The 23,942-nt window shown below is 47.0% G+C and carries 24 protein-coding genes; all 24 read left to right on the forward strand.

Annotation, left to right across the window (positions count from 1 at the left end; all coding sequences use genetic code 11):
* Window positions 1–329: 329 nt before the first annotated feature.
* Entirely contained in the window at window positions 330–1,808 is a 1,479-nt protein-coding gene (gene spoIVA, locus MHB71_RS05840; protein WP_036607700.1) for a stage IV sporulation protein A, read from the forward strand.
* A 217-nt stretch (window positions 1,809–2,025) separates the two neighbouring features.
* Complete coding sequence (locus tag MHB71_RS05845) at window positions 2,026–3,123, forward strand: sugar ABC transporter substrate-binding protein (RefSeq protein WP_074095648.1); 1,098 nt, start codon at window positions 2,026–2,028, stop codon at window positions 3,121–3,123.
* A 112-nt stretch (window positions 3,124–3,235) separates the two neighbouring features.
* Window positions 3,236–4,765: a sugar ABC transporter ATP-binding protein gene (locus MHB71_RS05850; RefSeq protein ID WP_340029061.1), complete on the forward strand. Its 1,530-nt coding sequence runs from the start codon at window positions 3,236–3,238 to the stop codon at window positions 4,763–4,765.
* A complete protein-coding gene (locus MHB71_RS05855) occupies window positions 4,755–5,741 on the forward strand; it encodes an ABC transporter permease (RefSeq protein ID WP_017687695.1) in 987 nt (328 codons plus the stop codon). The genes MHB71_RS05850 and MHB71_RS05855 overlap by 11 nt, the downstream gene beginning before the upstream one ends.
* Before the next feature lie 217 nt (window positions 5,742–5,958).
* A complete protein-coding gene (locus MHB71_RS05860) occupies window positions 5,959–6,231 on the forward strand; it encodes an HU family DNA-binding protein (RefSeq protein ID WP_024630670.1) in 273 nt (90 codons plus the stop codon).
* Window positions 6,232–6,400: 169 nt separating this feature from the next.
* Window positions 6,401–6,622 carry a trp RNA-binding attenuation protein MtrB gene (mtrB, locus tag MHB71_RS05865; RefSeq protein ID WP_017687697.1) on the forward strand — a complete coding sequence of 74 codons (222 nt, stop codon included), beginning with the start codon at window positions 6,401–6,403 and terminating at the stop codon, window positions 6,620–6,622.
* A gap of 121 nt (window positions 6,623–6,743) precedes the next feature.
* Window positions 6,744–7,295: a hypothetical protein gene (locus MHB71_RS05870; RefSeq protein WP_017687698.1), complete on the forward strand. Its 552-nt coding sequence runs from the start codon at window positions 6,744–6,746 to the stop codon at window positions 7,293–7,295.
* 101 nt (window positions 7,296–7,396) lie between these two features.
* A complete protein-coding gene (locus MHB71_RS05875) occupies window positions 7,397–8,260 on the forward strand; it encodes a heptaprenyl diphosphate synthase component 1 (protein WP_340029062.1) in 864 nt (287 codons plus the stop codon).
* A 15-nt stretch (window positions 8,261–8,275) separates the two neighbouring features.
* Window positions 8,276–9,004 (forward strand): demethylmenaquinone methyltransferase, encoded by a 729-nt coding sequence (locus MHB71_RS05880; RefSeq protein WP_100527225.1) that lies wholly within the window; start codon window positions 8,276–8,278, stop codon window positions 9,002–9,004.
* Window positions 8,997–9,863: a UbiA-like polyprenyltransferase gene (locus tag MHB71_RS05885; protein ID WP_047843561.1), complete on the forward strand. Its 867-nt coding sequence runs from the start codon at window positions 8,997–8,999 to the stop codon at window positions 9,861–9,863. The genes MHB71_RS05880 and MHB71_RS05885 overlap by 8 nt, the downstream gene beginning before the upstream one ends.
* A complete protein-coding gene (locus MHB71_RS05890) occupies window positions 9,864–10,484 on the forward strand; it encodes a UbiX family flavin prenyltransferase (protein WP_340029063.1) in 621 nt (206 codons plus the stop codon). It begins immediately after the preceding gene.
* Window positions 10,485–10,827: 343 nt separating this feature from the next.
* Window positions 10,828–11,802 (forward strand): polyprenyl synthetase family protein, encoded by a 975-nt coding sequence (locus tag MHB71_RS05895; RefSeq protein ID WP_017687703.1) that lies wholly within the window; start codon window positions 10,828–10,830, stop codon window positions 11,800–11,802.
* Between the two features lie 154 nt (window positions 11,803–11,956).
* Window positions 11,957–12,400, forward strand: coding sequence for a nucleoside-diphosphate kinase (gene ndk / locus MHB71_RS05900; RefSeq protein WP_340029064.1), 444 nt, complete (start codon window positions 11,957–11,959; stop codon window positions 12,398–12,400).
* Between the two features lie 25 nt (window positions 12,401–12,425).
* Window positions 12,426–13,220: a protein-glutamate O-methyltransferase CheR gene (locus tag MHB71_RS05905; protein WP_047843560.1), complete on the forward strand. Its 795-nt coding sequence runs from the start codon at window positions 12,426–12,428 to the stop codon at window positions 13,218–13,220.
* Window positions 13,221–13,398: 178 nt separating this feature from the next.
* Window positions 13,399–14,568 carry a chorismate synthase gene (aroC, locus tag MHB71_RS05910; protein WP_340029065.1) on the forward strand — a complete coding sequence of 390 codons (1,170 nt, stop codon included), beginning with the start codon at window positions 13,399–13,401 and terminating at the stop codon, window positions 14,566–14,568.
* 1 nt (window position 14,569) lies between these two features.
* Entirely contained in the window at window positions 14,570–15,664 is a 1,095-nt protein-coding gene (aroB, locus tag MHB71_RS05915) for a 3-dehydroquinate synthase (protein ID WP_340029066.1), read from the forward strand.
* Between the two features lie 5 nt (window positions 15,665–15,669).
* The gene (aroH, locus tag MHB71_RS05920; protein ID WP_047843558.1) at window positions 15,670–16,047 is read left to right on the forward strand and encodes a chorismate mutase; all 378 of its coding nucleotides are present in this window, start codon (window positions 15,670–15,672) and stop codon (window positions 16,045–16,047) included.
* 502 nt (window positions 16,048–16,549) lie between these two features.
* Window positions 16,550–18,118 (forward strand): anthranilate synthase component I, encoded by a 1,569-nt coding sequence (gene trpE, locus MHB71_RS05925; RefSeq protein ID WP_036607674.1) that lies wholly within the window; start codon window positions 16,550–16,552, stop codon window positions 18,116–18,118.
* Between the two features lie 68 nt (window positions 18,119–18,186).
* A complete protein-coding gene (gene trpD / locus MHB71_RS05930; protein WP_091034830.1) occupies window positions 18,187–19,227 on the forward strand; it encodes an anthranilate phosphoribosyltransferase in 1,041 nt (346 codons plus the stop codon).
* Window positions 19,217–20,005, forward strand: coding sequence for an indole-3-glycerol phosphate synthase TrpC (gene trpC, locus MHB71_RS05935; protein WP_340017819.1), 789 nt, complete (start codon window positions 19,217–19,219; stop codon window positions 20,003–20,005). Before trpD ends, trpC begins: the two co-directional genes overlap by 11 nt.
* A 35-nt stretch (window positions 20,006–20,040) precedes the next feature.
* Window positions 20,041–20,742, forward strand: coding sequence for a phosphoribosylanthranilate isomerase (locus tag MHB71_RS05940; protein WP_340030130.1), 702 nt, complete (start codon window positions 20,041–20,043; stop codon window positions 20,740–20,742).
* Window positions 20,739–21,938, forward strand: coding sequence for a tryptophan synthase subunit beta (gene trpB, locus MHB71_RS05945; RefSeq protein WP_017687714.1), 1,200 nt, complete (start codon window positions 20,739–20,741; stop codon window positions 21,936–21,938). The genes MHB71_RS05940 and trpB overlap by 4 nt, the downstream gene beginning before the upstream one ends.
* Window positions 21,935–22,741 (forward strand): tryptophan synthase subunit alpha, encoded by an 807-nt coding sequence (gene trpA, locus MHB71_RS05950; protein ID WP_340029067.1) that lies wholly within the window; start codon window positions 21,935–21,937, stop codon window positions 22,739–22,741. The genes trpB and trpA overlap by 4 nt, the downstream gene beginning before the upstream one ends.
* Before the next feature lie 86 nt (window positions 22,742–22,827).
* Window positions 22,828–23,928: a histidinol-phosphate transaminase gene (gene hisC / locus MHB71_RS05955; protein ID WP_340029068.1), complete on the forward strand. Its 1,101-nt coding sequence runs from the start codon at window positions 22,828–22,830 to the stop codon at window positions 23,926–23,928.
* Window positions 23,929–23,942: the final 14 nt, after the last annotated feature.

Consider the following 23,942-nt stretch of genomic DNA (forward strand, 5'->3'; position numbering starts at 1 on the left):
GCTTCGCGGATCACATAAAGTAGATTGAAATAAAGACGCGCAGTCCGAGATCGGGGGATTCTCCTAATGTCATCACCATAAGATAAAAAAACAAAAATACGCGTCATATTGCCGCATACGGATACATAAGATGATACTAGTCCAATTGCATGTACGAGTTAACGCCGCTCTCGCCGGTTTCATCAGAATGCAACGTTCGGCGGCGGACGACTTCCGGGCACTCACAAAGGCGGCTCTACCGTTGCAGGGATTTCAGTCTTCTGATTGAAAAAACGAAGCGGATGCTCTTTAGCATTTTTCCTTCGGAGTAATTTAGGGAGGGGATTTCATTGGAGAAAGTGGACATTTTTAAGGACATAGCTGAGCGGACCGGAGGGGATATTTATCTCGGGGTTGTCGGCGCAGTCCGGACGGGAAAATCAACATTTATTAAACGATTCATGGAAACCATTGTGTTGCCAAACATCACTAACGAGGCTGACCGTGGTCGAGCGGTGGATGAACTTCCACAGAGTGCAGCAGGTAAAACCATCATGACTACCGAACCAAAATTCGTACCAAATAACGCAGTCCAGATCAAGGTGGCAGAAGGACTTGATGTCAATGTGCGCCTTGTGGATTGTGTAGGTTACGCGGTGGAAGGAGCCAAGGGATACGAGGATGAGAATGGTCCACGCATGATCTCCACGCCTTGGTTCGAGGAGCCAATTCCGTTCCAGGAAGCCGCCGAGATTGGTACTCGCAAAGTCATTCAGGAGCATTCTACACTGGGTGTTGTGGTAACAACAGACGGCACAATCGCCGAAATTGCCCGTAGTTCCTATGTGGAATCCGAAGAACGCGTCATTGCGGAATTAAAAGAAGTGGGTAAACCGTTTGTCCTGGTCATCAACTCCACTCGTCCTCGCAGTGAAGAAGCCCTGCAATTGCGTAGTGAGCTTGCTGCCAAATACGACATTCCGGTGATGACACTCAGTGCAGCAACCATGACGGAAGATGATGTGACGGGTGTACTTCGTGAAGTGCTCTATGAGTTCCCTGTGCATGAAGTGAATGTAAACTTGCCGAGCTGGGTTATGGTACTCAATGAGACTCACTGGCTGCGTAGCAACTACGAAAACTCCGTACGGGATACCGTTAAGGATATTCGCAGACTTCGTGATGTGGATCGGGTTGTCGCTCAGTTCATGGAATATGAATTCATTGATCGCGCAGGCCTGAGTGGCATGAATATGGGGCAGGGTGTAGCCGAAATTGACCTGTACGCACCGGATGAGCTGTATGATCAGATTCTCGTGGAAGTGGTTGGCATCGAGATTCGCGGTAAGGATCATCTGCTGCAATTGATGCAGGAATTCTCGCATGCGAAGAGAGAATACGACCGCTTTGCAGAAGCGCTGGAGATGGTCAAAACGACCGGATACGGCATTGCTGCTCCATCTCTTGCCGAGATGGCTCTGGATGAACCTGAGCTCATTCGTCAGGGCACCAAATTTGGCGTACGCTTGAAAGCAACGGCACCGTCCATTCACATGATCCGGGTTGATGTGGAATCGGAGTTCGCTCCAATCATCGGTACGGAGAAACAAAGTGAGGAACTGGTGAGATACCTGATGCAGGACTTCGAGAACGACCCGATCAAGGTATGGGATTCAGACATGTTTGGTCGTTCGCTGCACTCCATCGTGCGAGAAGGGATCCAGGGCAAGATTGCCATGATGCCGGATAATGCAAGATACAAATTGCAAGAGACGCTGGGAAGAATCATTAACGAAGGTTCGGGCGGCTTGATCGCTATCATTCTGTAAGACATCAAAAGACCGTAAGGGGGCATCCCCTCGCGGTCTTTTTTACGTGATTTCTTTATTTTGGATGAAATGGATAGGAAGAATAGTACTTTCGAAAAAACTTAGCGAGTTTTAGCTTTAAATTGCTAAAACCCATTTACATACTAGGGATTAGCCGTTATATTAATATTCAACTATTGTGATCGAGATCACAGAGATTGGACAGGGGGATACAGAGATGAAAAGAAGAGAGACAAAATGGCTGTGGTTGAGTGTGTTATTAGTATTTACATTGGCGCTGTCCGCTTGCGGAATCAAAAAAGAACCGGCAGCCACTCCGGCTTCGGGTGCATCAGATGATACACCAAAAACGGAAGCAGTTACAGGCCCTCTAAGCGGCAAACGGATTGCACTTATTATGGAGTTTAATACAGGTACTTTCTCGCAGCAATATGTACAAGGTGTAAAAGAAGAAATCGAAAAATTCGGTGGAGAACTGACAACGTTTGTTGCCGATAATGACAAAGCAAAGATGGTTTCCTTGCTTGATAGCGCTATTAACCAGAAATTTGATGCCATTCTCACGGATCATGGGGATTCCCTATTAGAGCCAGGCGTGAAGAAGGCAGTAGAACAGAATATTCCAGTGGTCGTGTTTGACGCAGCTATCAGTGTTCCAGGAGCTACAGTCCTGTCGCAGGATGACCAGAAGATGGCTGAACTGACGCTGGAGCAAATGAAAAAAGATATCAATGGACAAGGTAATATTGTCAAAGTATGGGTAGCTGGTTTCGCACCGATGGAACGCCGTCAGATTGCATACGGTGAATTCATGAAAGCAAATCCGGACATCAAGGAAATAGCTACATTCGGTTCTGCACAGAACCCGGCGCTGGATACTCAAGCCAAAATGGAAGCTATTCTCAAACAATATCCAAAAGGTGAGATTACAGCTGTATGGACTGCATGGGATGAGTTCGCCAAAGGTGCAGCGCGTGCGATTCAACAAGCTGGACGTGATGAGATCAAAGTGTATGGTATCGATATGAGTGACGAGGACCTGCAAATGATTCAGGACCCGAAAAATCCTTGGGTTGCTTCTGCTGCTGTTGATCCAACGGATATTGGTCGTGTCCAAGTGCGTTATGCTTATCAAAAACTGAACGGGGACGAGACGGAAGATGCAGTTGTTCTTAACCCGGTCTATGTTCAACGTGAAGCTCTGCCAGATAAACAAATCTCCACTTCGGAGTTGTCAGAGTTCGTTGAAGGTTGGGGTGGTAGCACACAAGGAATCAAGGACTGGATGAGCGAATACGGAATTACTGCTAAATAAGCAGCGTATGGGAAGCGCGCCGCAAGGCGCGCTTTTTTAACCATAATGAAGATATGTGTAGTCTGGATGAAAAAGGGATACTCCCGTATGGGAACGATTGGAGGTTAACATCATGAGCACTGCACCGATTCTGCTTCAAATGGAACATATCCACAAGCAGTTTTCAGGTATTCCTGCACTGAAGGATGTGGATTTCTCTGTAAAAGGCGGGGAGATTCATGCGCTGCTGGGTGCCAATGGTGCCGGTAAAAGCACGTTAATGAAAATTTTGTCCGGTGCCTATCCATTGGATCAGGGTACGATTCAGTTGAGTGGACAAGCGCTTCACTTGAGTTCTCCGGGAGACGCGAAGGCAAGTGGGATTCACTGTGTCTATCAGGAAGTGGATGCGGCACTGGTGCCACAGCTGACGGCTGCGGAGAACATTATGCTGGATCAGTTGGCTTCATCTGCTGGAGGTTGGTGGAAAAGTCCACGAAAACTGCAACAGCGTGCGGTTGAGGCGTTGAAGCAATTAGGAGCAGACATATCTGTTCACCAAAAAGTGGCCGATCTGACACTTGCAGAGAAACAGATGATACTGCTGGCACGAATTTTGATTCAGGATGCCAAGGTCATCATTTTTGATGAACCGACTGCACCGCTGAGCCAGGAAGAAACGGATGCATTTTTCCGGATTGTTCATCTCCTGAAGGATCGGGGCGTTGCCTGTATTTTCATTACCCATCGTCTTGCTGAAGTGACGGGTCACTGTGATCGCGTTACGGTCATGAGAGATGGACAACATGTATTTACCGGTGAAGCAAAAGGACTGACGATCAACGATTTGGTTACACAGATGCTGGGCAAACCATTCGAAGAAGAGTTTCCGAAGACGGAAGCGCCTGTGGGTGAACTGCTTTTGGAGGCACTTGGGCTTCGTCGTGGAGTGAAGGTAAAAGGTGTTAACCTCTCTGTACGACGAGGTGAAGTCCTCGCTGTGGTGGGTCTGGTAGGCGCGGGTAAAACGGAAAGCTCTCGTTTGCTGATTGGTGCAGATCGGCTGGAGGGAGGCGAGATCCGGCTTAACAACCGCAACCTCCGCCTGTCTCAGCCTGCGGATGCGGCGGCTCTGGGGATTGTTTCTGTACCGGAGGAGCGGCGTAAACAAGGAATTCTGATTCAGGAGAACGTGGAACGGAATTTAAGTCTACCTTTGCTAAGTCGTCTTAGTACATTAGGTTTCGTAAGCCGCAAGCGGGAACGTCTGAACGCAGAGTCATTGGTGAAACAGCTTGGAATTAAAACATCGTCCGTGAAACAGGAAGTGAAATATCTAAGCGGTGGTAATCAGCAAAAGGTAGCCATTGGTAAATGGCTTAATGCGGATGCGGATGTATTTATATTTGATGAGCCAACCAAAGGCGTAGATATTGGGGCAAAAAGTGACATTTTCCGCATCATTAATGAACTGGCTTTGGCGGGCAAGGGTGTAATCTATTTCACCTGTGAACTGGATGAAGGCATGGGAATTGGTGACCGAATCGCTGTCATGTGCGAAGGTGTTATCGTAAAAGAGTTCAAACGAGGCGAGACTAACCAAGAACAGCTGCTATACTATGCAAGCGGTGGACAAGAGGTGAGGTGCAATCATGAAGGATAAATCACTGGATTTTGCGTTCCGTTACGGGGCGATTATAGTCATAATAGGTGTTATCGCATTTTTCGGCATTAAATTACCTTATTTCTTTACGTACAGTAACTTGACCGATATTTTGGGCTCGATCTCTATCGTTACTTTTGTAGCGATCGGTGTTACGTTATCTCTCATTGTTGATGGATTCGATCTCTCGGTTGGGGCGACTGTCTCATTAACTACCGTCGTTACTGCTTCGTTAATGATTTGGTATCAACAACCACTGGCAATTGTAATTATTGTGCCACTAATCATTGGCGCTGTTATTGGTTTACTTAACGCTTTGCTTATTGTAAAATTGCGTATTCCGGATTTGCTCGCAACCCTTGCCACGATGTACATTATCGGAGGTATTCACAAAACGTATGCACAGGGATATACCATTTACAATCACATGCAGTTCCCTGACGGGAGCAAAGCTGCGGGAGAGATGGACCCGACATTTCTACTTATAGGACAGGGTAAATGGCTTGGTATGCCGATATCGGTTATCATGTTACTTATTGCGGTAATAGGTGTGCATATCTTTTTGACGTATACGAAATATGGGCGCCAGATGTACATTACAGGTGGTAATGAGGAAGCTGCACGTTTGTCTGGAATCAAGGTGAAAAAGGTGCGTACACTCGCCTATGTAGCCGCTGGAGTGTTTGCAGCAATCGGTGGTATCATCTATGCCTCCAAAGTAGGATCTGGGCAAATCGATGCTGGATCACCGTTGTTAATGGAATCCGTAGCTGCAGTATTTGTCGGTTTCTCTGTGTTTGGTGCGGGTAAACCCAATGTCATCGGAACCTTCATTGGTTCGGTTCTGATTGGTGTACTTGTGAACGGTTTAACGATGATGAACGTACAGTATTTCACACATGATATTGTAAAAGGTGGAGTTCTCGTGCTTGCCCTGGCGGTTACATTTTACGTCTTAAACCGCAACCGGACTTGAAATTGTGGGCTGTCTGTATTAGTATGAAATTTGTTCGGCGTCTGAAATGCCCGTGGTTTCAGACGATATTCTGCCGAAAATGACTGTTGACCGCAGGCGGAGATTTGTGTTCAGCGCTCAAGATGTACGTAGATTTTTTGCGTATGAACGTATATTTCGCTATAAAACGGAAACACAGTATAACATTCAGGACATTGATACAGGAGGTGAAAAACAAATGAACAAATCAGACTTGATTACACACGTATCTGAAGCGACTGAATTGTCCAAGAAAGATGTAACGAAAGCGGTTGATGCCGTATTCGAAGCAATCTCTGAGGCTCTTCAAAGCGGAGATAAAGTACAATTGGTTGGTTTTGGGAACTTCGAAGTTCGCGAGCGCTCTGCACGTAAAGGACGCAACCCGCAAACAGGTGAAGAAATCGAAATTCCTGCGAGCAAAATTCCTGCATTCAAACCAGGTAAAGCGCTCAAAGACGGAATTAAATAAGATTTCTACATATTCCATATGTCGACAAAAAGACCGTGACTTGTTCACGGCCTTTTCTTTTGCCCTTTAACGATGATTCTTGCGGTTCATTCGTATAAGGCGCAGGTTGACAAATGAAACAATCTTAATCATCATTAACGCTATCGAACTAAAGAAGGGGACATGCGTGATGGATCATCCAACCGGCAATGATTATATTGTAATTAAGGCAGAGGAAAATGGTGTCCAGGTGATCGGATTAACCCGAGGTCAGGATACACGTTTTCACCACACCGAGAAATTGGACAAAGGTGAAGTGATGTTTGCCCAATTTACCACCCATACTTCAGCTATTAAAATCCGGGGCAAAGCCACGCTGATTACCAAGCATGGACAGATTGAATCGGAGTAATGGACAGATTGAATACATTCAAATGAAGATTGCAGGCATAGCCTGCTTTTTTTCATTGTACAATGAGGTATGAGCCTTTACCGGACAGACTACACTAACAGGTAAAGGCAGGGAGGCGTATATGAAACCGCGGATGATTGTTACTGCTTCAATGCTGGCAACGGTTGCGGCGGTCTTTCTGCTTGTTGCGATACAAACCTTACATATGCGTACATGGGGCGGGGACAACGTACAGCCTGCCTCTGCATCACATCATCCAGTTCAGCTAACGAATGACAATCTGGTTGATGTGCTAAGCTCCATGCAACTATCAACTCCCATTGCAAGAGTGGAATGGAAGCAGTCCATTTTGAGACTGGACCTCAAAGTTAAAGGAACGGGTACAAGTTACACTGAAATCTATGAGAATATGGCAGCTGTGGCAGATCTGGGCTTTCGGAGTCTGGATAACGTGGATCAGGTGCTGCTACGTGTGATGGCAGAAGATGAATGGATGCATAAACGACATCTGTTACTTGCTGCTGATATTCGGCGTGGAGAGTGGCCTCTGTATGCAATTGAAACATTACGGAACTGGAAAAGTGCGGCCTTTTCAGATGAATTGAAGGACTGGTTTCATTTGATGGAGACCGAACTCTGGAAGAAGCAATTCGAAATGACAAGTCAGGGGTAATAGAATAGCAGGATTCAGTGCGTGCCCGTTCAACATATGCTATAATATATAAGATTGTAGTGCAGAAATGGTTTAACAATGTTAAGGCTCGGAGGCTGAGAATGAATTCATATCGCGTACCCCAACTAGCAAAGAAATATACGGATTACGACATGATTCGACAACATACGGAAATCCCATCATTTCCGGATAGCCGGGCACGTCTGTTGCAGGTATTTGTTGGCCGCACAGACGAAAAGGTGCATCAAGAGTTATATGCTCTTGCAACTTCGCTCGTTCAGTTGGCCATGGATACGCATGATCGAATCGATACCATTTCCGGTGAGCGGAAAGAGCAGGAGATGCGTTCACGTCAGTTGAATGTACTCGCCGGGGATTATTTAAGTAGCCGTTTTTATCAATTGCTTGCCCAAGCGGGCAGAATTGAAATGATTGGCAAACTCAGTGGTGCTGTATCTGGAGTGAACGCACGCAAGATGACGCTGTATGAACGGATGAAGAAGCTTCTCGTTTCGGCTGATGAATACTTGCGTGAAACGGTACAGCTGAGGATGCAGCTGTTTCTTTCATTTACAGGCATGATTCAACATAACGAAGAGTCTTTATGGAACAGCCTGTTGACCGAATTCAGCTCCTGCGAAACGATCGTGGAAGAACTGAAGCGGATGAATGACGCAAAACAATATCTTCACAGCTATGCATATTGGCACATATACGAGCATGGTAATGACGAGGAGCGCAATGTGTTGCGTCAGTCTGAATTGGATGCACGTGCATGGAACGCTATGGTGCTGAAGCATAGGGTTGGCGAGGTTTTGCTGGACAAGCTTCGCGAGTGTACACACCGCATTCAACTGTTGTTGCAAGACGAGGAAGGGCGAATGGGCTTGCATGAGATACATGCAATTCTAGAGCCTTACTTGGCGTATTTGCAGCCTTCACATGCGGCAGTAAGGGAAGATTGAGGGGGAGACAGACGAATGGGGAGCGGAGAGACCAAACCGAAAGAAGAATATGTCCATTCGGTTTTTCAGAGTATAGCCGGAAAATATGATGTCATGAATGATATTCTAAGTTTCCGCAGGCATAAGGCTTGGCGTAAATTCACCATGAAAAAGATGAATATGTCCAAAGGCGATACCGGTCTTGATTTGTGCTGCGGCACATGTGACTGGACGCTTGCTATGGCAGAGGCAAGTGAAACGGGGCACATGCACGGACTTGATTTCAGTAGCAACATGCTGGAGGTCGGCCAGACAAAGATCAATGCGGTGCAACGTCAAAAACAGATTACCCTGACACAGGGAAATGCCATGTCACTTCCTTTTGAAGACAATTCGTTTGATTATGTGACGATCGGGTTTGGGTTGCGTAATGTACCTGATCTCAGACAAGTGTTGTCTGAAATGAAACGTGTGGTCAAACCGGGTGGTATGGTTGTGTGCCTGGAATTGTCCAAGCCAACATGGCAGCCGTTCAAAGGCATTTATTATTTTTATTTTGAGAAGGTTTTACCGAATCTTGCCAAAGTGTTTGCTAAAAGTTTTGAGCAGTACAAATGGCTGCCGGACTCACTGGCCATTTTCCCGGGAAGGCAGGAACTGGCAGAAATTTTTGCAGAAACTGGATTACAGCAAGTGCAGGCCTACCCTCTGACCGGAGGTATCGCGGCACTGCATATTGGAACCAAGGAGAATCAGCATGTTTAGGAAAATTCGCATCTTTTTAGAAATGATCAAGATTGAACACACGCTTTTTGCTTTACCTTTTGCATTTATGGGGGCGATCCTCGGCTCCATGGTAGTGAATGATACCTTCCCAAGCTGGATGCAGATCATGTGGGTATTGCTTGCGATGGTCGGCGCACGTAGTGCGGCTTTTGGTTTGAACCGAATTATTGACCAAGCGATTGATAGCAAAAACCCGCGTACCGCGATGAGAGCCATCCCGGCAGGACTGTTGAAAAATGGGGAAGTTGTTATATTTGTCATTATCTCATTTATATTGTTATTCTGGGCCTCATCCAATCTTAATGTATTATCGATGCAGCTATTACCTATTGCTGTGTTTATGTTGGTACTGTATTCGTACACCAAACGATTCACATGGTTATGCCACATTGTTCTCGGTATGACGATTGGTTTGGCACCACTTGGTGGCTGGGTAGCTGTAACAGGAACGATGGATTGGACAGCGATTGTGCTGTACGTTACGATTGTGTTCTGGACAGCGGGCTTTGATATTATCTATGCATGTCAGGATCTGGAATTCGATCAGGGAGAGGGTCTTCACTCCATACCTTCCCGTTTTGGCCTGGTTAAATCCTTGCAGATCGCCAAGTTCTTCCATGTGATTACTGCAATTGGTTTTCTTGCGTTATTGTTGATGACAGATCTGAGCTGGTGGTATGGCGCAGGCATGTTGGTGACGTATGGAATTCTGTTCTATCAACACTATATTGTATCGCCTAATGATATGAGCCGTGTTCAAACGGCGTTTTTTACCATGAACAGTTTGCTTAGTTTAATTGTATTTACGTTCACTCTGATTGATCTGGCGGTGAAATAAATGGTGCAGCAGCCGGACAATAAACGACTGGTTGTCGGAATTACCGGAGCGAGTGGCAGCATATATGGCATTCGATTAATTGAAACGCTGCTTGATTTGGAATATAACGTTCATCTGGTCATATCCAATGCAGGGTGGCGTGTACTGAAAGAAGAATTGGACTGGGATGTGACGAATCGGGACGCGGTGCTGGAAGAAAAATTCGCCAACCGTGCCGGTTCTCTGATCTATCATCCTGTGAGTGATATAGGGGCCTCCATTGCAAGTGGTTCTTATCTGGCCGACGGCATGATTATCATGCCATGTTCGATGGGAACTCTTTCGTCCATCGCGCAGGGATCGTCGGATAATCTGATGTCTCGCGCAGCGGATGTTATGATGAAAGAGGGAAGAACATTGATTCTCGTACCACGTGAGACGCCTCTTCATGCAATCCATCTGGAGAACATGCTGAAGCTTTCTCGTCTTGGTGTACGAATGATACCGGCTATGCCTGCTTTTTATTACAAACCTCAGACTATGGATGAGTTGATTCTGTTTTTAGTGGGTAAAGTGCTGGATAGCTTGCGCATCCCACATCAACTGTTTACAAGATGGGGAGAACCGGATGAACGGGGATAACGACTGAGTTCGATACAAGGCTGTTTTTTGCCAAAGTGTTGCTCGGTTTATTTGTCCCCCGAATCCCGGGGTATTGGTGAGCACTGATGGTGAGTCTTCATGAACCACAGTCTTGACCCATGCTCCGGCAACTTCTGTATTTTGTTTCAGAACAAGTCGCAGAGTTTAATTTTCGGGTGTTGGCTATGACATTCGGAGAAGAAAAACACGTTAGATTACCTTATAGAACAACACAAGCAAGAACGGTAAGCCGGGTTTCTCGTAATGCCTGCAGGCCCGACTTGCTGGAGGGGAAGGTAAGCATGAATTTATGGACTGACAATACGCTGATACGGGTGAACGAATGAAACTATTGGATATTTTCGGGTTGTTAAAAAAGGACATGGATTACATTGAGAAAGAGTTGTATCGCAGTGTTCGAGGAGAACAGAAGCTGCTGAGTGAAACGTCACTTCATTTGCTCAAAGCAGGAGGAAAACGGTTGCGGCCCGTTTTTGTGTTACTTGGTGGGAAATTTGGTACATACGACATTGAACGTCTGAAGCTGGTTGCGGTTCCGCTGGAACTCATCCATTCGGCATCCCTCGTTCATGATGATGTCATTGATAATGCGGAGACACGCCGAGGCAAACCCACGGTGAAGTCAAAATGGGATAACCGGATTGCCATGTACACTGGAGACTATATCTACGGTAAGGCACTTGAAATGACTGCCGGATTATCCGATCCAGCGATTCATCGTATTCTTGCCAAAGCTATGGTACAAATGTCCATTGGTGAGATGGAGCAAATTCGCGACTTTTTCAATACGGGACAAAGTGTTCGTAACTATCTGCTGCGGATTCGCCGCAAAACAGCACTTCTGATTGCAGTTAGCTGTCAGTTAGGGGCATTGGCTACACGTGCGCCTGAGCATGTATCTTCCCTGCTGTATACGTACGGATACAATGTGGGGATGGCCTTCCAGATTCAAGATGATGTACTTGATCTGGTAGGTACCGAGAAACAACTTGGGAAGCCACCTGGCAGTGACATGAAGCAAGGAAATATTACTCTTCCTGTACTTTATGCCCTGGAAGAATCCGATCTGCGGGAACCTTTGCTTAAGGAGATTTCCCGTGTCCAGCATGAAGAAGGACGGGCAAGTGCATCGGATGCAATTGGAATGATTCGACAAAGTCAAGGAATTGCTAAAGCAGAAGCCCTTGCTGACCGATATATGAAGAAAGCGCTCGATGCTCTCGATCAGCTACCTAACATCAAGACGACCAAAAACCTGCGTGATATCGCTCATTTTGTGGTTAAACGTACGCATTAAACAATGTATGACCTTCGACTCTCAGATTACTCATACCCAAAGTTGAACAGAACTGTGAGATTCCTCATTGGGAGGATTTGGACATGTATGTTACAATCAGAGGGATTGCGTTTACATAGTGATTAACTTTGAACCGTGAGTGAGGAGTGAGCTGATGGATCGTACATTTTTGATGGTGAAGCCGGATGGTGTGCAGCGTGGATTGATCGGTCGAATTATTAGCCGTCTGGAAGACAAAGGATTTAAGTTGGTGGCAGGCAAATTGGTGCAGATGTCTGAGGAACAGGCAAAACGCCATTATGCTGAACATGAGGGCAAAGCGTTTTTCGATGATTTGGTTCGTTTTATCACATCTGGGCCTGTATTTGCCATGGTGTGGGAAGGCGACGATATTGTGGCGCTTGCGCGCATCGTCATCGGAAAAACCAATGTGAAGGAAGCAGCTCCGGGTACCATTCGCGGAGACTTCGCCAGCCACACACCACATAATCTGATTCATGGGGCAGATTCACCGGAAAGTGCTTCCCGTGAAGCAGCAAATTTCTTTGCTTCAGATGAACTGGTGGTATACGACAAGAGCATCGCAGCCTGGTTGTAATTATTAGCCAAAAGGGTGATACACGATGCTGGAGCAAGAACAACTACTAGACCCGGATTACACCGGATTCATTCGTAAAATCAAAGAGAGCACAGGCATTGATCTTGCTCAATACAAGGAAGGCCAGATGAAAAGAAGGCTGACCACACTTCGCAACAAAAACGGGTTTCATACATTTTCTAACTTTTTTGAAGCTATGCAGAAAGATAAATCATTGTTTTACGAATTCCTTGATCGTATGACGATTAACGTGTCGGAATTCTGGCGTAATCCCAATCGTTGGGAAGTGCTGCGGGACGAGATCCTGCCTGAGCTGCTGGGGTCCAAGCGTCGTGCTAAAGTTTGGAGTGCGGCCTGTTCAACAGGTGAAGAACCTTATACACTTGCCATGATTCTGGACACGATGGGCATTTTGAAGGACAGCTCCATTACGGCAAGTGATCTGGATGAAGGTGCTTTGGCCAAAGCCAAGGAAGGGCGTTATATGGAACGCTCACTTAAGGATGTGCCAAAGGAAACGGCGAACCGTTACTTCAAGCAGGATGGCTTGGTATACCGTATTGATGAGCAACTCAAAAATTCGATCAAGTTCATGAAACAAAATTTGCTGGTGGACCGTTTTGACGATGGGTACGATCTGATTGTGTGCCGGAATGTCATGATCTACTTTACCGAGGAAGCCAAAAACCTGTTGTATCACAAATTTGCAGCAAGTTTGCGTCCAGGCGGTATTTTGTTTGTGGGCAGTACGGAGCAGATCTTCTCCCCGGGACAATATGGTCTGGAGACAGCAGAGACATTTTTCTATCGGAAAAAATAATGATAATGGTTGTTCAGCCGTCTGAAGCACATGTACATGTGTTCAGGCGGTTATTTGTATACCAAGTACAAGAAAGAGCCGACTTTCTTGTCAAAGCCGGTCAGCTATACTATAATAAGCAAAGAAATTATGGGATTTTAGCAATGTGAAGTTTAACAGTTTAAAGGGGGAACGTATTATGAGTTTACGCTATTTAACCGCAGGGGAGACGCACGGACCCCAATTGACCGCTATTATTGAAGGATTGCCAAGTAATTTGACAATTGATTTTGAAGAACTGAATTTCCAGCTTCACCGCCGCCAAAAGGGATATGGCCGTGGACGCCGGATGCAGATCGAGAAGGATCAGGCGAATTTTGTTGGTGGTATCCGTCACGGATATACAACAGGTGCTCCGGTAGCGCTGGTTGTTCAAAATAACGACTGGAAACATTGGCAGAATATTATGAATATTGAGCCGATTGAAGGCAGTGACGAAGAGAAACGTCGCGTTCATCGTCCTCGTCCCGGACACGCTGATCTGAATGGTGGACTCAAGTATAATCTTAAAGACTTGCGTAACGTACTGGAGCGCTCCAGTGCACGTGAGACAACGGTACGTGTGGCATGTGGTGCCATTGCACGTCAATTCCTGGCTGAATTCGGAATCAAGGTAGCTGGACGTGTACTTCGTATTGGAGAGATCGAAGCTCCGTATCAGGACCTTCCGATTGATGAACTGATCGCAGTAACAGAAGCTTCCTCTGTACGTGTTACGGATGCTGAGACAGAGAAGAAGATGGAAGCCTACATCGACCAGATTAAACAAGAAGGCGATTCCATCGGAGGAATAGTGGAATGTATCGTTGAAGGTGTACCTATTGGTCTTGGTAGTTATGTTCAATACGATCGCAAACTGGATGCACGAATCGCTCAAGGCGTAATGTCCATTAATGCATTCAAAGGTGTAGAGATTGGTATCGGATTCGAAGCCGGAGTCATTCGAGGATCACAGGTGCATGATGAAATCATGCATACGGATGAGCGCGGCTACCACCGGGCAACCAACCGTCTGGGTGGATTCGAAGGTGGTATGACAAACGGTATGCCAGTCATTGTACGTGGTGTGATGAAGCCGATCCCAACGTTGTATAAGCCACTGCAAAGTGTCGATATTGATACAAAAGAAGCATTTACGGCTCAGGTTGAGCGCTCGGACGCTTGTGCTGTACCAGCAGCGAGTGTGGTTATGGAGCATGTTGTAGCGTGGGAAATTGCCAAAGCATTCCTGGAGAAATTCGGCGGGGATTCCATGGAAGAGATCCGTGCTAATGTTGCTAGTTATAATGCTCAACTGGAGAATTACTAATATGCGTCAGCTGACGGTACAGTTGGAGGAACGCTCATATCCGATTCTGATTGGCAGCGGTCTATTGGCACAAGCCCCTCAATATTTTGAGCAATATGGGTTGACCAAAAAAAGTCCGTTGCTCATCATTACAGATGAAAATGTGGCTCCCAAATACTTGTCAGGTTTGGAGCAAACGCTGCGTACGGCTGGTTATACAGTCGTATCGGCGGTTGTACCCTCTGGTGAAACGTCGAAATCCCTTTCTGTGTACCAGGATATGATGACCGTTGCTATTGAAGGCAAACTGGATCGGAGTTCTGCGATTCTGGCCTTAGGTGGTGGTGTCGTAGGTGATCTGGCTGGCTTTGTTGCCGCTACATATATGCGTGGAATCAAGTTTGTTCAAGTACCTACAACGATTTTGGCGCATGACAGCAGTGTAGGCGGCAAGGTGGCTGTCAATCATCCGCTGGCCAAAAATATGATTGGTGCATTCCACCAGCCCGAGCTAGTGCTCTATGATGTGGACACACTTCAATCCTTGCCGCCACGAGATGTATCGGCAGGGTTGTCAGAGATGCTGAAGCACGGGCTGATCCGTGATGAGGCTTTTGCACATTGGTGTGAGGAACATGCGGAAGAACTGCTTGCGCTTAATCCGGAAGTACTTGGATACGGCTTGGAACGTGGATGTGGCATTAAGGCGGAGATTGTATCCAGAGACGAACGTGAAAATGGAGAACGTGCGTTGTTGAACCTGGGACATACGATTGGTCATGCCATTGAAGCGATTGCCGGTTATGGAGAATTTCTGCACGGAGAAGCGATCTCGATCGGTATGGCTGGTTCAGCATTGCTTGGTGAGAAGCTTGGTGCGCCAGCAGGGCTCTATGAAGATACGGTCCGCATGTTGCGTTCACTTCGCCTTCCAACAACGATGCCTGCGCATCTCGACACGGATGCATTAATGGAAGCGATGATGCATGACAAAAAGTTCCGTGAAGGTCATATGGTGTTTATCATTCCTGATCGGATCGGGGCTGCAAGAATTGTGAAGGACGTACCTGTGTCGACAGTTCGGGACGTCATTGAAATGCTCAGGAAGGGAGAATAACAGCGATGGTCACACGGGGAATTCGCGGGGCTACAACAGTCACGCAGAACAACGAAGAACAGATTTTGAAGGAAACGGCAGTATTGTTGCAGGAGATCGTGGATCGCAATGAGATCCAACCGGAAGATATCTGCAGTGTGTGGATTACGTTAACTGGGGATCTGGATGCTGCTTTCCCGGCAAAAGCTATTCGCCAACTGGATGGCTGGGAACTCGTACCACTAATGTGTGCACTGGAGGTTCCTGTTAAAGGTGCCTTGGCGCAGTGCATTCGTTTCATGGTGCATGTCAATACAAACAAAGCTCAGAATGAAATCAACCATGTGTATCTGAACGGTGCACAGGCATTACGTCCCGATTTGGCAGCACCTTCCGGCTCTTAAGTAGTGGGTTGTCAAACCGATCATAATGATGTATAGTGAGAACCAGTTGAGTAGAGTTGAGATTGAGCTGAGAGCAGCTGAGCTAGTGGAGTATATAGCAGAGTCCAGTGGGTGGTAACCGGTGCAACAGAAACCGGTCAACTGATTCACGGTACGTCGTGCTACGGAATAGGTAACAGGAACAGGGAAAACAAACGTGTCATAGGACATCTTTGTTTTGATATATTTTGGTATAAACACAATCAAGGCACTCTCCTATATTTTACGAAATATTGGAATGAGTAGTTGAAGTGTTATAACTAATTTATTTTCCCGAATTGGATGATGTGAGATGCATCAATTCAGCGACCTGTGAATAATCCGACAGCGAAGTATAGGGACTTGTTATTTATGAAGCATCACCCTGTTAAATACAGCTTATAACCAAACCTCTACCTGATGGTAGAGGTTTTTTTGTACATATAACCTTTTCTTCTACCTAAATCTGAAAGGACGTGATCTGATGATAACGCCAAACGTTAATCAAGTACTGAAAATGTCGAATGAGTATAATCTGATTCCGGTAGTCAAACGGATTCTGGCAGATATGGAGACTCCGATTCGAATATTCCGCCGTTATGCTGACAACGACCGGGCATTCCTGTTGGAAAGTGTAGAGGGCGGTATCCAATGGGCGAGATACTCGTTCATCGGTACAGATCCGTTCCTGATGATTTCGGCCAAGAAAGGCCGGATTGTTGTAGAAGAAGCAGGGAAAACTCGTGAATTGCCAGGAAAACCGATTGAAGAACTGAAAGCACTGCTGCGTAAGTATCGCAGTCCAAAAGATGATGAACTGCCACCATTCACAGGTGGGGCAATTGGTTTCTTCGGATATGATCTGCTGTCCTATTATGAGAAACTTCCAGCTCACGCGCTGGATGACCTGAATATGGATGACATTCGCTTTATGTTCTGTGACCAGATTATCGTGTTTGACCATGTGAAGCAGCAGATGCTGCTCGTTGGGAATGTACACGTCAAGGACGGTGCAACGGATGACGAGATACGTCAAGCGTATGCAGTGACTTCGGAGAAGCTGGAGCAGGCCGCAGAACGTTTGCAGCAGCAAGGACCAGGGGAGAACCTGAATCCGCGTTCTATTCCGGGAGACGTGGAACTGGGGGATATTCGCTCCAACCTCACGAAGGAACAATTTATCGGTAATGTGGAGCAAGCCAAAGATTACATTCGCGCAGGTGATATTTTTCAAGTGGTATTATCCCAGCGCTTCCACATTGATACGGAAGTTTCTCCGCTTCACGTGTATCGTGTGCTTCGGACCCTGAATCCATCACCTTATATGTACTACCTCAAAATGGATGATGAGATTATCGTGGGTACTTCGCCTGAAGCTTTGGTCAAGGTGGATGGAAATCGTGTGGAAACACGACCGATTGCAGGCACACGTCCAAGGGGGGCAACAGAAGCGGAAGATCGTGCACTCGCTGCTGATCTGCTCCAGGATGAGAAGGAACGTGCGGAGCATCTGATGCTGGTTGATCTGGGTCGTAACGATCTGGGCCGGGTATCCAGCTTCGGCAGTGTGAAGTGTGACATGTTTATGGAGATTGAACGGTATTCTCACGTTATGCACATGGTATCCAACGTTACGGGCGAGCTTAGAGAAGACAAGGATTTCTTCGATGCGTTTCTCTCATGCTTGCCAGCGGGTACTGTATCCGGAGCACCGAAACTGCGTGCAATGGAGATTATCGCGGAACTGGAGAAAGAGGCACGTGGTGCTTATGCAGGAGCAATCGGATACCTCGGTTTCTCAGGTAACATGGACTCCTGTATTACAATTCGTACGATTATTTTCAAAAAAGGAAAAGCATATGTACAGGCCGGAGCGGGAATCGTATGGGATTCTGTGCCTGAGAATGAGTATGAGGAAACGGTTAACAAAGCTAAAGCATTGCTCAAGGCGATTCGAACAGCAGAAGCAATGTTTCCTGCCAAAGAAAAGGACAGCACGTTGAGACTGGCGAATGCAGACTACTTTGTCACACCAGCGGCCGCTAAGAACTGAGAGAGGAGAGACCGGAGATGAACATAAACCCAATAATGAATGAGAACCCTGTAACCCCTATTGCTGAGATTACTCGTGAGGAAGGCATGAAAAATGGCCTGGCGAAGATTCTAGAGGGCAGCCATCTGGAGCAAGCCGAAGCAAGAGATTTGATGTACTCGATCATGAGAGGTGAGGCAACGCCGGCTCAAATCGGAGGTTTGCTGATGGCGCTACGGATGAAGGGTGAAACGGTAGATGAGATCACCGGTTTTGCTGAAGCCATGCGTGGTCAGGGCGGACGAATTCTAACGGATGGCAGCGGCTTGCTGGACACTTGTGGAACAGGTGGATCGGGTATTCACAAATTCAACATTTCCACAGCATCCGCGATCATTGCTTCGGCCGTCTCGGTTCGGGTCGCCAAACATGGCAACCGTTCAGCTTCAGGCAAAGCGGGTAGTGCAGATGTATTAGAGGCACTCGGTGTAAATATCCATCTGAACGGTGAGCAGGCCAGACAATGTCTGGATGATATCGGAATCTGCTTCTGTTTTGCCCAGGTATATCACCCTTCCATGCGACATGCGGCAGGACCAAGAAAAGAGCTGGGTGTTCGTACCATTTTCAATATGCTCGGACCATTAACCAATCCTGCGGGAGCAGATCGCCAATTGCTTGGCCTGTATGATCGTTCCCGGACGCCGATGATTGCTGAAGTACTGAATCGTCTTGGTCTCAAAAGAGCGTTGGTCGTGGCCAGCCATGATGGTCTGGATGAAATCAGTATCTCGGCACCGACTCAGGTATCTGAACTTCGCAATGGTGAAGTGCACACCTATGATATTGATCCACGTGATATGGGTTTGTCTCTACATCCGCTTGAAGCGGTACTTGGAGGAGATGCGGCACAGAATGCCGAAATTATTAAGAGGATCTTCCAGGGTGAGCAGAGTGCCTATCGTGATGTCGTTCTGTTGAACGCCGGAGCGTGCATCTATGTATCCGGTCTTGCAGATAGCATTGCTGAAGGGGTGACACTTGCCGCAGAAGCGGTAGATTCGGGCAAAGCTGCCGGGAAGCTTGAACAGTTAATTCATACAACGGAGGCGTACAGTCATGTATCTTGATCGAATCGTTGCAACCAAACATAAAGAAGTTGAAGTTCTTGCACAGACATTTCGCATGGATGAAGCTATCCAAAAAATCGAACAACTACCCGCAACTCGGGGGTTTGAACAAGCACTATCGAGCGGACGCAATCGCAAACTCGGCCTTATTGCTGAAGTGAAGAAGGCTTCGCCATCCAAAGGGTTAATTCGTCCGGATTTTCATCCGGTAGAGATTGCTGCTGCTTATGAGCGAGCGGGTGCAGACTGCATCTCCGTATTAACAGATGTGTCGTATTTTCAAGGGAGCAATGAGTACTTGCAGGCGATTCATCAAGCGGTGAACATTCCGCTATTGCGCAAGGATTTTATTATAGATGAACGACAGATTGCCGAGGCAAGATTGCTGGGTGCGGACGCGGTATTGCTGATTGCCAGTATTCTGACACCTGAACAGATTCGTCAATATCTGGAATTTGCCAAAAGTTTGGGGCTGGACGCTTTGATTGAAGTTCATGATCGAACAGAACTGGAGCAGGTATTGGAGATTCCGCAGGCAACACTAGTGGGCATCAACAATCGTAATTTGAAAACATTCGAAACCAGTCTGAACACGACACTGGATTTGATGGAATTGATTCCAAACGGCGTTACCTTGATTAGCGAAAGTGGTATTGACGGACCAGAATCAACAGTCCCTCTGATTCAGGCCGGTGTTCATGGTATTCTCGTAGGTGAGCATCTCATGCGCAAGGATGATGTCGAGGCGGCTGTATATGATCTGATGGGACCCAAATGATGAATACTTCCTTACACGATGGCACAGGCGACAGTATGTCAGAACTGAGAAACCCGCTGCCAGCGGCCGTAAAAATATGTGGACTTCAGGACGTTGAAGTGCTAAAATCGATGATAAACTTGCCTGTGGATTACATTGGTGTTGTTTTTGCCAAATCACGCCGCCGAATCGAACCCGAGCAGGCTGCTGCATTAAGAACGGTGTTGTTCGAATGGTCTACCTATGATCGGCCGAAGCTTGCGGGTGTATTTGTGAATCCTACGCTCAAAGAACTGGAACACATTATGGACATTGCTCAGCTGGATGTTATTCAACTGCATGGACAGGAGACTGCGGAATTTTGCCAGCAGGTGAAGCAGCGGTGGAATGCCAAAGTGTTCAAAGTTTTTTCTTTTCCCAAAGATGAAACGGGACCGGAAGCTGATGATGCAGCCATAAGGGCTCTTGATACTTATGATAAATTCGTGGATGCGATATTGCTTGATACCCATGATCCTCTATATGGAGGGGGCTCCGGGAAAACGTTTGCCTGGGAGCGAATCCCTGCCTATGCTGAATGGGCGAAAAGTCGCGAAATTGCTCTGTTCGTTGCAGGAGGGTTGCAGCCGGACAATGTACAACAACTAATACAGACATATGCACCTTTCGGCGTCGATGTATCCAGTGGCGTGGAGACTGAAGGTGTGAAGGATATTGCCAAAATTACAGCATTCGTAGAAAGGGTGAAGCAGGCATGACACATCAATTGCCGGATCAACACGGGCGTTTCGGTCACTTCGGAGGCCGCTTTGTACCTGAGACACTAATGAACGCACTTATTGAGTTGGAGGAGGCATACAGCCACTTCTCTGAAGATGAGGAATTTAACAAGGAACTGAACTATCTGCTAAGCGAGTATTCTGGACGTGAAACGCCATTGTATCATGCAGAGCAATTGTCACGCCGATTGGGCGGACCGAAAATTTATCTAAAACGTGAAGATCTCAATCATACAGGCGCGCACAAAATTAATAACGCCATTGGACAAGGTTTGCTTGCCAAACGGATGGGCAAAAAGAAAGTTATTGCCGAGACGGGTGCAGGTCAACATGGCGTTGCGACCGCAACCGTAGCCGCATTGCTTGGACTGGAATGCAAAGTATTTATGGGCGAAGAAGATACAGAGCGTCAGCAGTTAAACGTATTTCGGATGAAGCTGCTCGGAGCAGAAGTTATTCCGGTGACGTCTGGAACACGGACACTGAAGGATGCTGGTAATGAAGCACTTCGCTACTGGGTCAGCAATGTGGAGGATACATTCTATGTGCTCGGATCAGTCGTTGGTCCTCATCCATATCCGATGATGGTGCGGAATTTCCAACGTGTGATTGGTGATGAGACCCGTCGTCAGATTCAGGAGATCGAAGGGCGTTTGCCGGATGTAATTGTAGCCGCTGTTGGTGGAGGAAGTAATGCGATCGGTATGTTCTATCCATTTATCGGTGATCAGGATGTGAAGCTTGTTGGTGTTGAAGCCGCAGGCAAAGGGGTCGAAACCGAGTATCACGCTGCAACGATGACCAAAGGCACGCATGGTGTATTCCAGGGATCTATGAGTTACCTGTTGCAGGATGAGTATGGACAGGTTCAGCCAGCGCATTCCATCTCGGCCGGACTTGATTATCCGGGTGTTGGTCCAGAGCATTCCTATCTCAAGGATATTGAACGGGCAAAATATGTACCGATCACGGATCAGGAAGCACTGGATGCCCTGCAACTCCTATGTCGGACGGAGGGAATCATTCCTGCTCTGGAGTCTGCACATGCGGTAGCCCAAGTTGTCAAACTGGCGCCTGAACTTACAGCAGATGATATTGTAGTCATTTGTCTGTCGGGACGTGGAGACAAGGATGTTGAATCCATCATGAAATACACGGGAGGTGACTTGGGATGAATCTGATGGACCAGACCTTCCAGCAATTGAAGGAACAGAATCGCACGGCACTTATTCCATTCTTAACCGTGGGAGACCCGGATGTGGATACAACGATTGATATCATCAAGGAGCTTGAACAGGCTGGAGCGGACATTTTGGAACTGGGTGTTCCCTATTCCGATCCGCTTGCAGATGGCCCAGTCATTCAGCGCGCTTCCGAACGTGCGCTGAAAAGCCAGATTACCATTCGTACTGTTATGGAAACCGCTGCAAAAGCTCGTAAGGCAGGTGTGAAACTGCCGTTTGTACTGTTCACCTATTATAATCCGGTATTGCAGACAGGCCTGGATGTATTCTTTGATGAATTGGTCAAACACGATATTAGTGGCATGATCATTCCGGACCTGCCGATTGAGGAAGCGGAAGAGATGCGAGAACGCGCAAATCGTGCTGGTGTGCATCTGGTGCCGCTTGTTGCACCTACATCTAATGCCCGGATTGAGCGGATTGTAACGGGCGCGAGGGGCTTTATCTATTGTGTATCATCCCTTGGGGTAACCGGAGAGAGAGCTTCTTTCTTTGATGGCGTAGAGAGCTTTATTGAGACGGTGAAAAGTCTGACAGACCTCCCTGTTGCGGTGGGTTTTGGTATCTCTAGTCATGAGCAGGTAGCACATTTCTCCCGCATCTGCGATGGCGTTGTTGTAGGTAGTGCCATTGTTCGTCAGGTGGAAGATGCGATTCCTCTGCTTGAAAATCCGGATACGCGTGTAGCGGGACTGTTGCAAATTCGCAACTTTGTGGCACAATTAAAGGGATAGAGATGTCCTGAAAGGACATCTTTTGGACACGTAAGGTGCACGCTGATTCGTGTCTAACATTATTTCAATAACAGGAGGCGGTCGGGTTGAAACCGAAATCCCAGATTGTCAATCTGCCTGTGTACCAGCCGGGCAAACCGATTGAAGAAGTGAAACGTGAACTGGGGCTTGAACAAGTCATCAAGCTGGCCTCCAACGAAAACCCATACGGCAGTTCTCCTGCCGCCCTGGAAGCCATTACGAGAGAAATGACTAATATAAGCATATACCCAGACGGTAGCTCGGTTGAGCTGACGGGAGTTCTTGCCAAGCATCTTGGCGTTGAACGGAACAACTTAATATTTGGTTGTGGTTCCGATGAGATTATTGCTTTGATCACGAGAGCTTTCTTCTTGCCGGGTGACGAGACCATCATGGCAGATCAGACATTTTCTGTATATAAAAGCAATGCAGATATTGAGGGTGCCGTGTCCATCGAAGTGCCTCTGAAAGATGGCACGCATGATCTGAGCGCGATGCTCGCGCAAATTAACGACAAAACCAAAGCAGTATGGGTGTGTAATCCAAATAATCCGACAGGTACGATTATCTCCGAGCAGGAACTTACAGCCTTTATGGACCGTGTGCCTGCTCATGTGATGGTCATACTGGACGAAGCTTATTATGAATTCGTAACCGATGAAGCATACCCGCAAAGTATACCATTGATCGAACGGTATCCGAACTTGGTCATCCTGCGGACATTCTCCAAAATTTACGGTTTGGCTTCGCTCCGGATCGGATATGGTATTGCACGTCCCGAAATTATTGATTTGATTAACCGTGTACGTGAACCGTTTAACACCTCCCGTTTTGGACAGGTTGCGGCAAAAGCTGCACTACTGGATCAGGATTTTGTTCAAGAGTGCTCGAAGCGGAATGCAACGGATCGGGATTACCTGCAAAATGAATTTGCACGTCTCGGATTGTCGTATTTCCCTTCACAGGGTAATTTCATTATGGTTGACCTGAATATGCCTTCGGCAAATGCGTTCCAATCCTTGCTCAAACAAGGCATTATCGTTCGCTCAGGATTCAACGTATACCCAACTTACATTCGTGTGTCCGTCGGAACATCAGAACAGAACCGTGTATTTGTCACGGCACTGGAGAACACGCTGGCTGAGAAGGCGGTAGCACGCCCTTAATACTGGCGATGAAA

Source organism: Paenibacillus sp. FSL H7-0940, from assembly GCF_037979415.1.
Classification (GTDB): Bacteria; Bacillota; Bacilli; order Paenibacillales; family Paenibacillaceae; genus Paenibacillus; species Paenibacillus amylolyticus.

Excerpts from the sequence above, each read along its gene's own strand:
- MHB71_RS05845 (WP_074095648.1), top strand. The coding sequence starts at position 2,026 with ATGAAAAGAAGAGAGACAAAATGGCTGTGGTTGAGTGTGTTATTAGTA.
- MHB71_RS05850 (WP_340029061.1), top strand. The coding sequence starts at position 3,236 with ATGAGCACTGCACCGATTCTGCTTCAAATGGAACATATCCACAAGCAG.
- MHB71_RS05855 (WP_017687695.1), top strand. The coding sequence starts at position 4,755 with ATGAAGGATAAATCACTGGATTTTGCGTTCCGTTACGGGGCGATTATA.
- MHB71_RS05860 (WP_024630670.1), top strand. The coding sequence starts at position 5,959 with ATGAACAAATCAGACTTGATTACACACGTATCTGAAGCGACTGAATTG.
- mtrB (WP_017687697.1), top strand. The coding sequence starts at position 6,401 with ATGGATCATCCAACCGGCAATGATTATATTGTAATTAAGGCAGAGGAA.
- MHB71_RS05870 (WP_017687698.1), top strand. The coding sequence starts at position 6,744 with ATGAAACCGCGGATGATTGTTACTGCTTCAATGCTGGCAACGGTTGCG.
- MHB71_RS05875 (WP_340029062.1), top strand. The coding sequence starts at position 7,397 with ATGAATTCATATCGCGTACCCCAACTAGCAAAGAAATATACGGATTAC.
- MHB71_RS05880 (WP_100527225.1), top strand. The coding sequence starts at position 8,276 with ATGGGGAGCGGAGAGACCAAACCGAAAGAAGAATATGTCCATTCGGTT.
- MHB71_RS05885 (WP_047843561.1), top strand. The coding sequence starts at position 8,997 with ATGTTTAGGAAAATTCGCATCTTTTTAGAAATGATCAAGATTGAACAC.
- MHB71_RS05890 (WP_340029063.1), top strand. The coding sequence starts at position 9,864 with ATGGTGCAGCAGCCGGACAATAAACGACTGGTTGTCGGAATTACCGGA.
- MHB71_RS05895 (WP_017687703.1), top strand. The coding sequence starts at position 10,828 with ATGAAACTATTGGATATTTTCGGGTTGTTAAAAAAGGACATGGATTAC.
- ndk (WP_340029064.1), top strand. The coding sequence starts at position 11,957 with ATGGATCGTACATTTTTGATGGTGAAGCCGGATGGTGTGCAGCGTGGA.
- MHB71_RS05905 (WP_047843560.1), top strand. The coding sequence starts at position 12,426 with ATGCTGGAGCAAGAACAACTACTAGACCCGGATTACACCGGATTCATT.
- aroC (WP_340029065.1), top strand. The coding sequence starts at position 13,399 with ATGAGTTTACGCTATTTAACCGCAGGGGAGACGCACGGACCCCAATTG.
- aroB (WP_340029066.1), top strand. The coding sequence starts at position 14,570 with ATGCGTCAGCTGACGGTACAGTTGGAGGAACGCTCATATCCGATTCTG.
- aroH (WP_047843558.1), top strand. The coding sequence starts at position 15,670 with ATGGTCACACGGGGAATTCGCGGGGCTACAACAGTCACGCAGAACAAC.
- trpE (WP_036607674.1), top strand. The coding sequence starts at position 16,550 with ATGATAACGCCAAACGTTAATCAAGTACTGAAAATGTCGAATGAGTAT.
- trpC (WP_340017819.1), top strand. The coding sequence starts at position 19,217 with ATGTATCTTGATCGAATCGTTGCAACCAAACATAAAGAAGTTGAAGTT.
- MHB71_RS05940 (WP_340030130.1), top strand. The coding sequence starts at position 20,041 with ATGTCAGAACTGAGAAACCCGCTGCCAGCGGCCGTAAAAATATGTGGA.
- trpB (WP_017687714.1), top strand. The coding sequence starts at position 20,739 with ATGACACATCAATTGCCGGATCAACACGGGCGTTTCGGTCACTTCGGA.
- trpA (WP_340029067.1), top strand. The coding sequence starts at position 21,935 with ATGAATCTGATGGACCAGACCTTCCAGCAATTGAAGGAACAGAATCGC.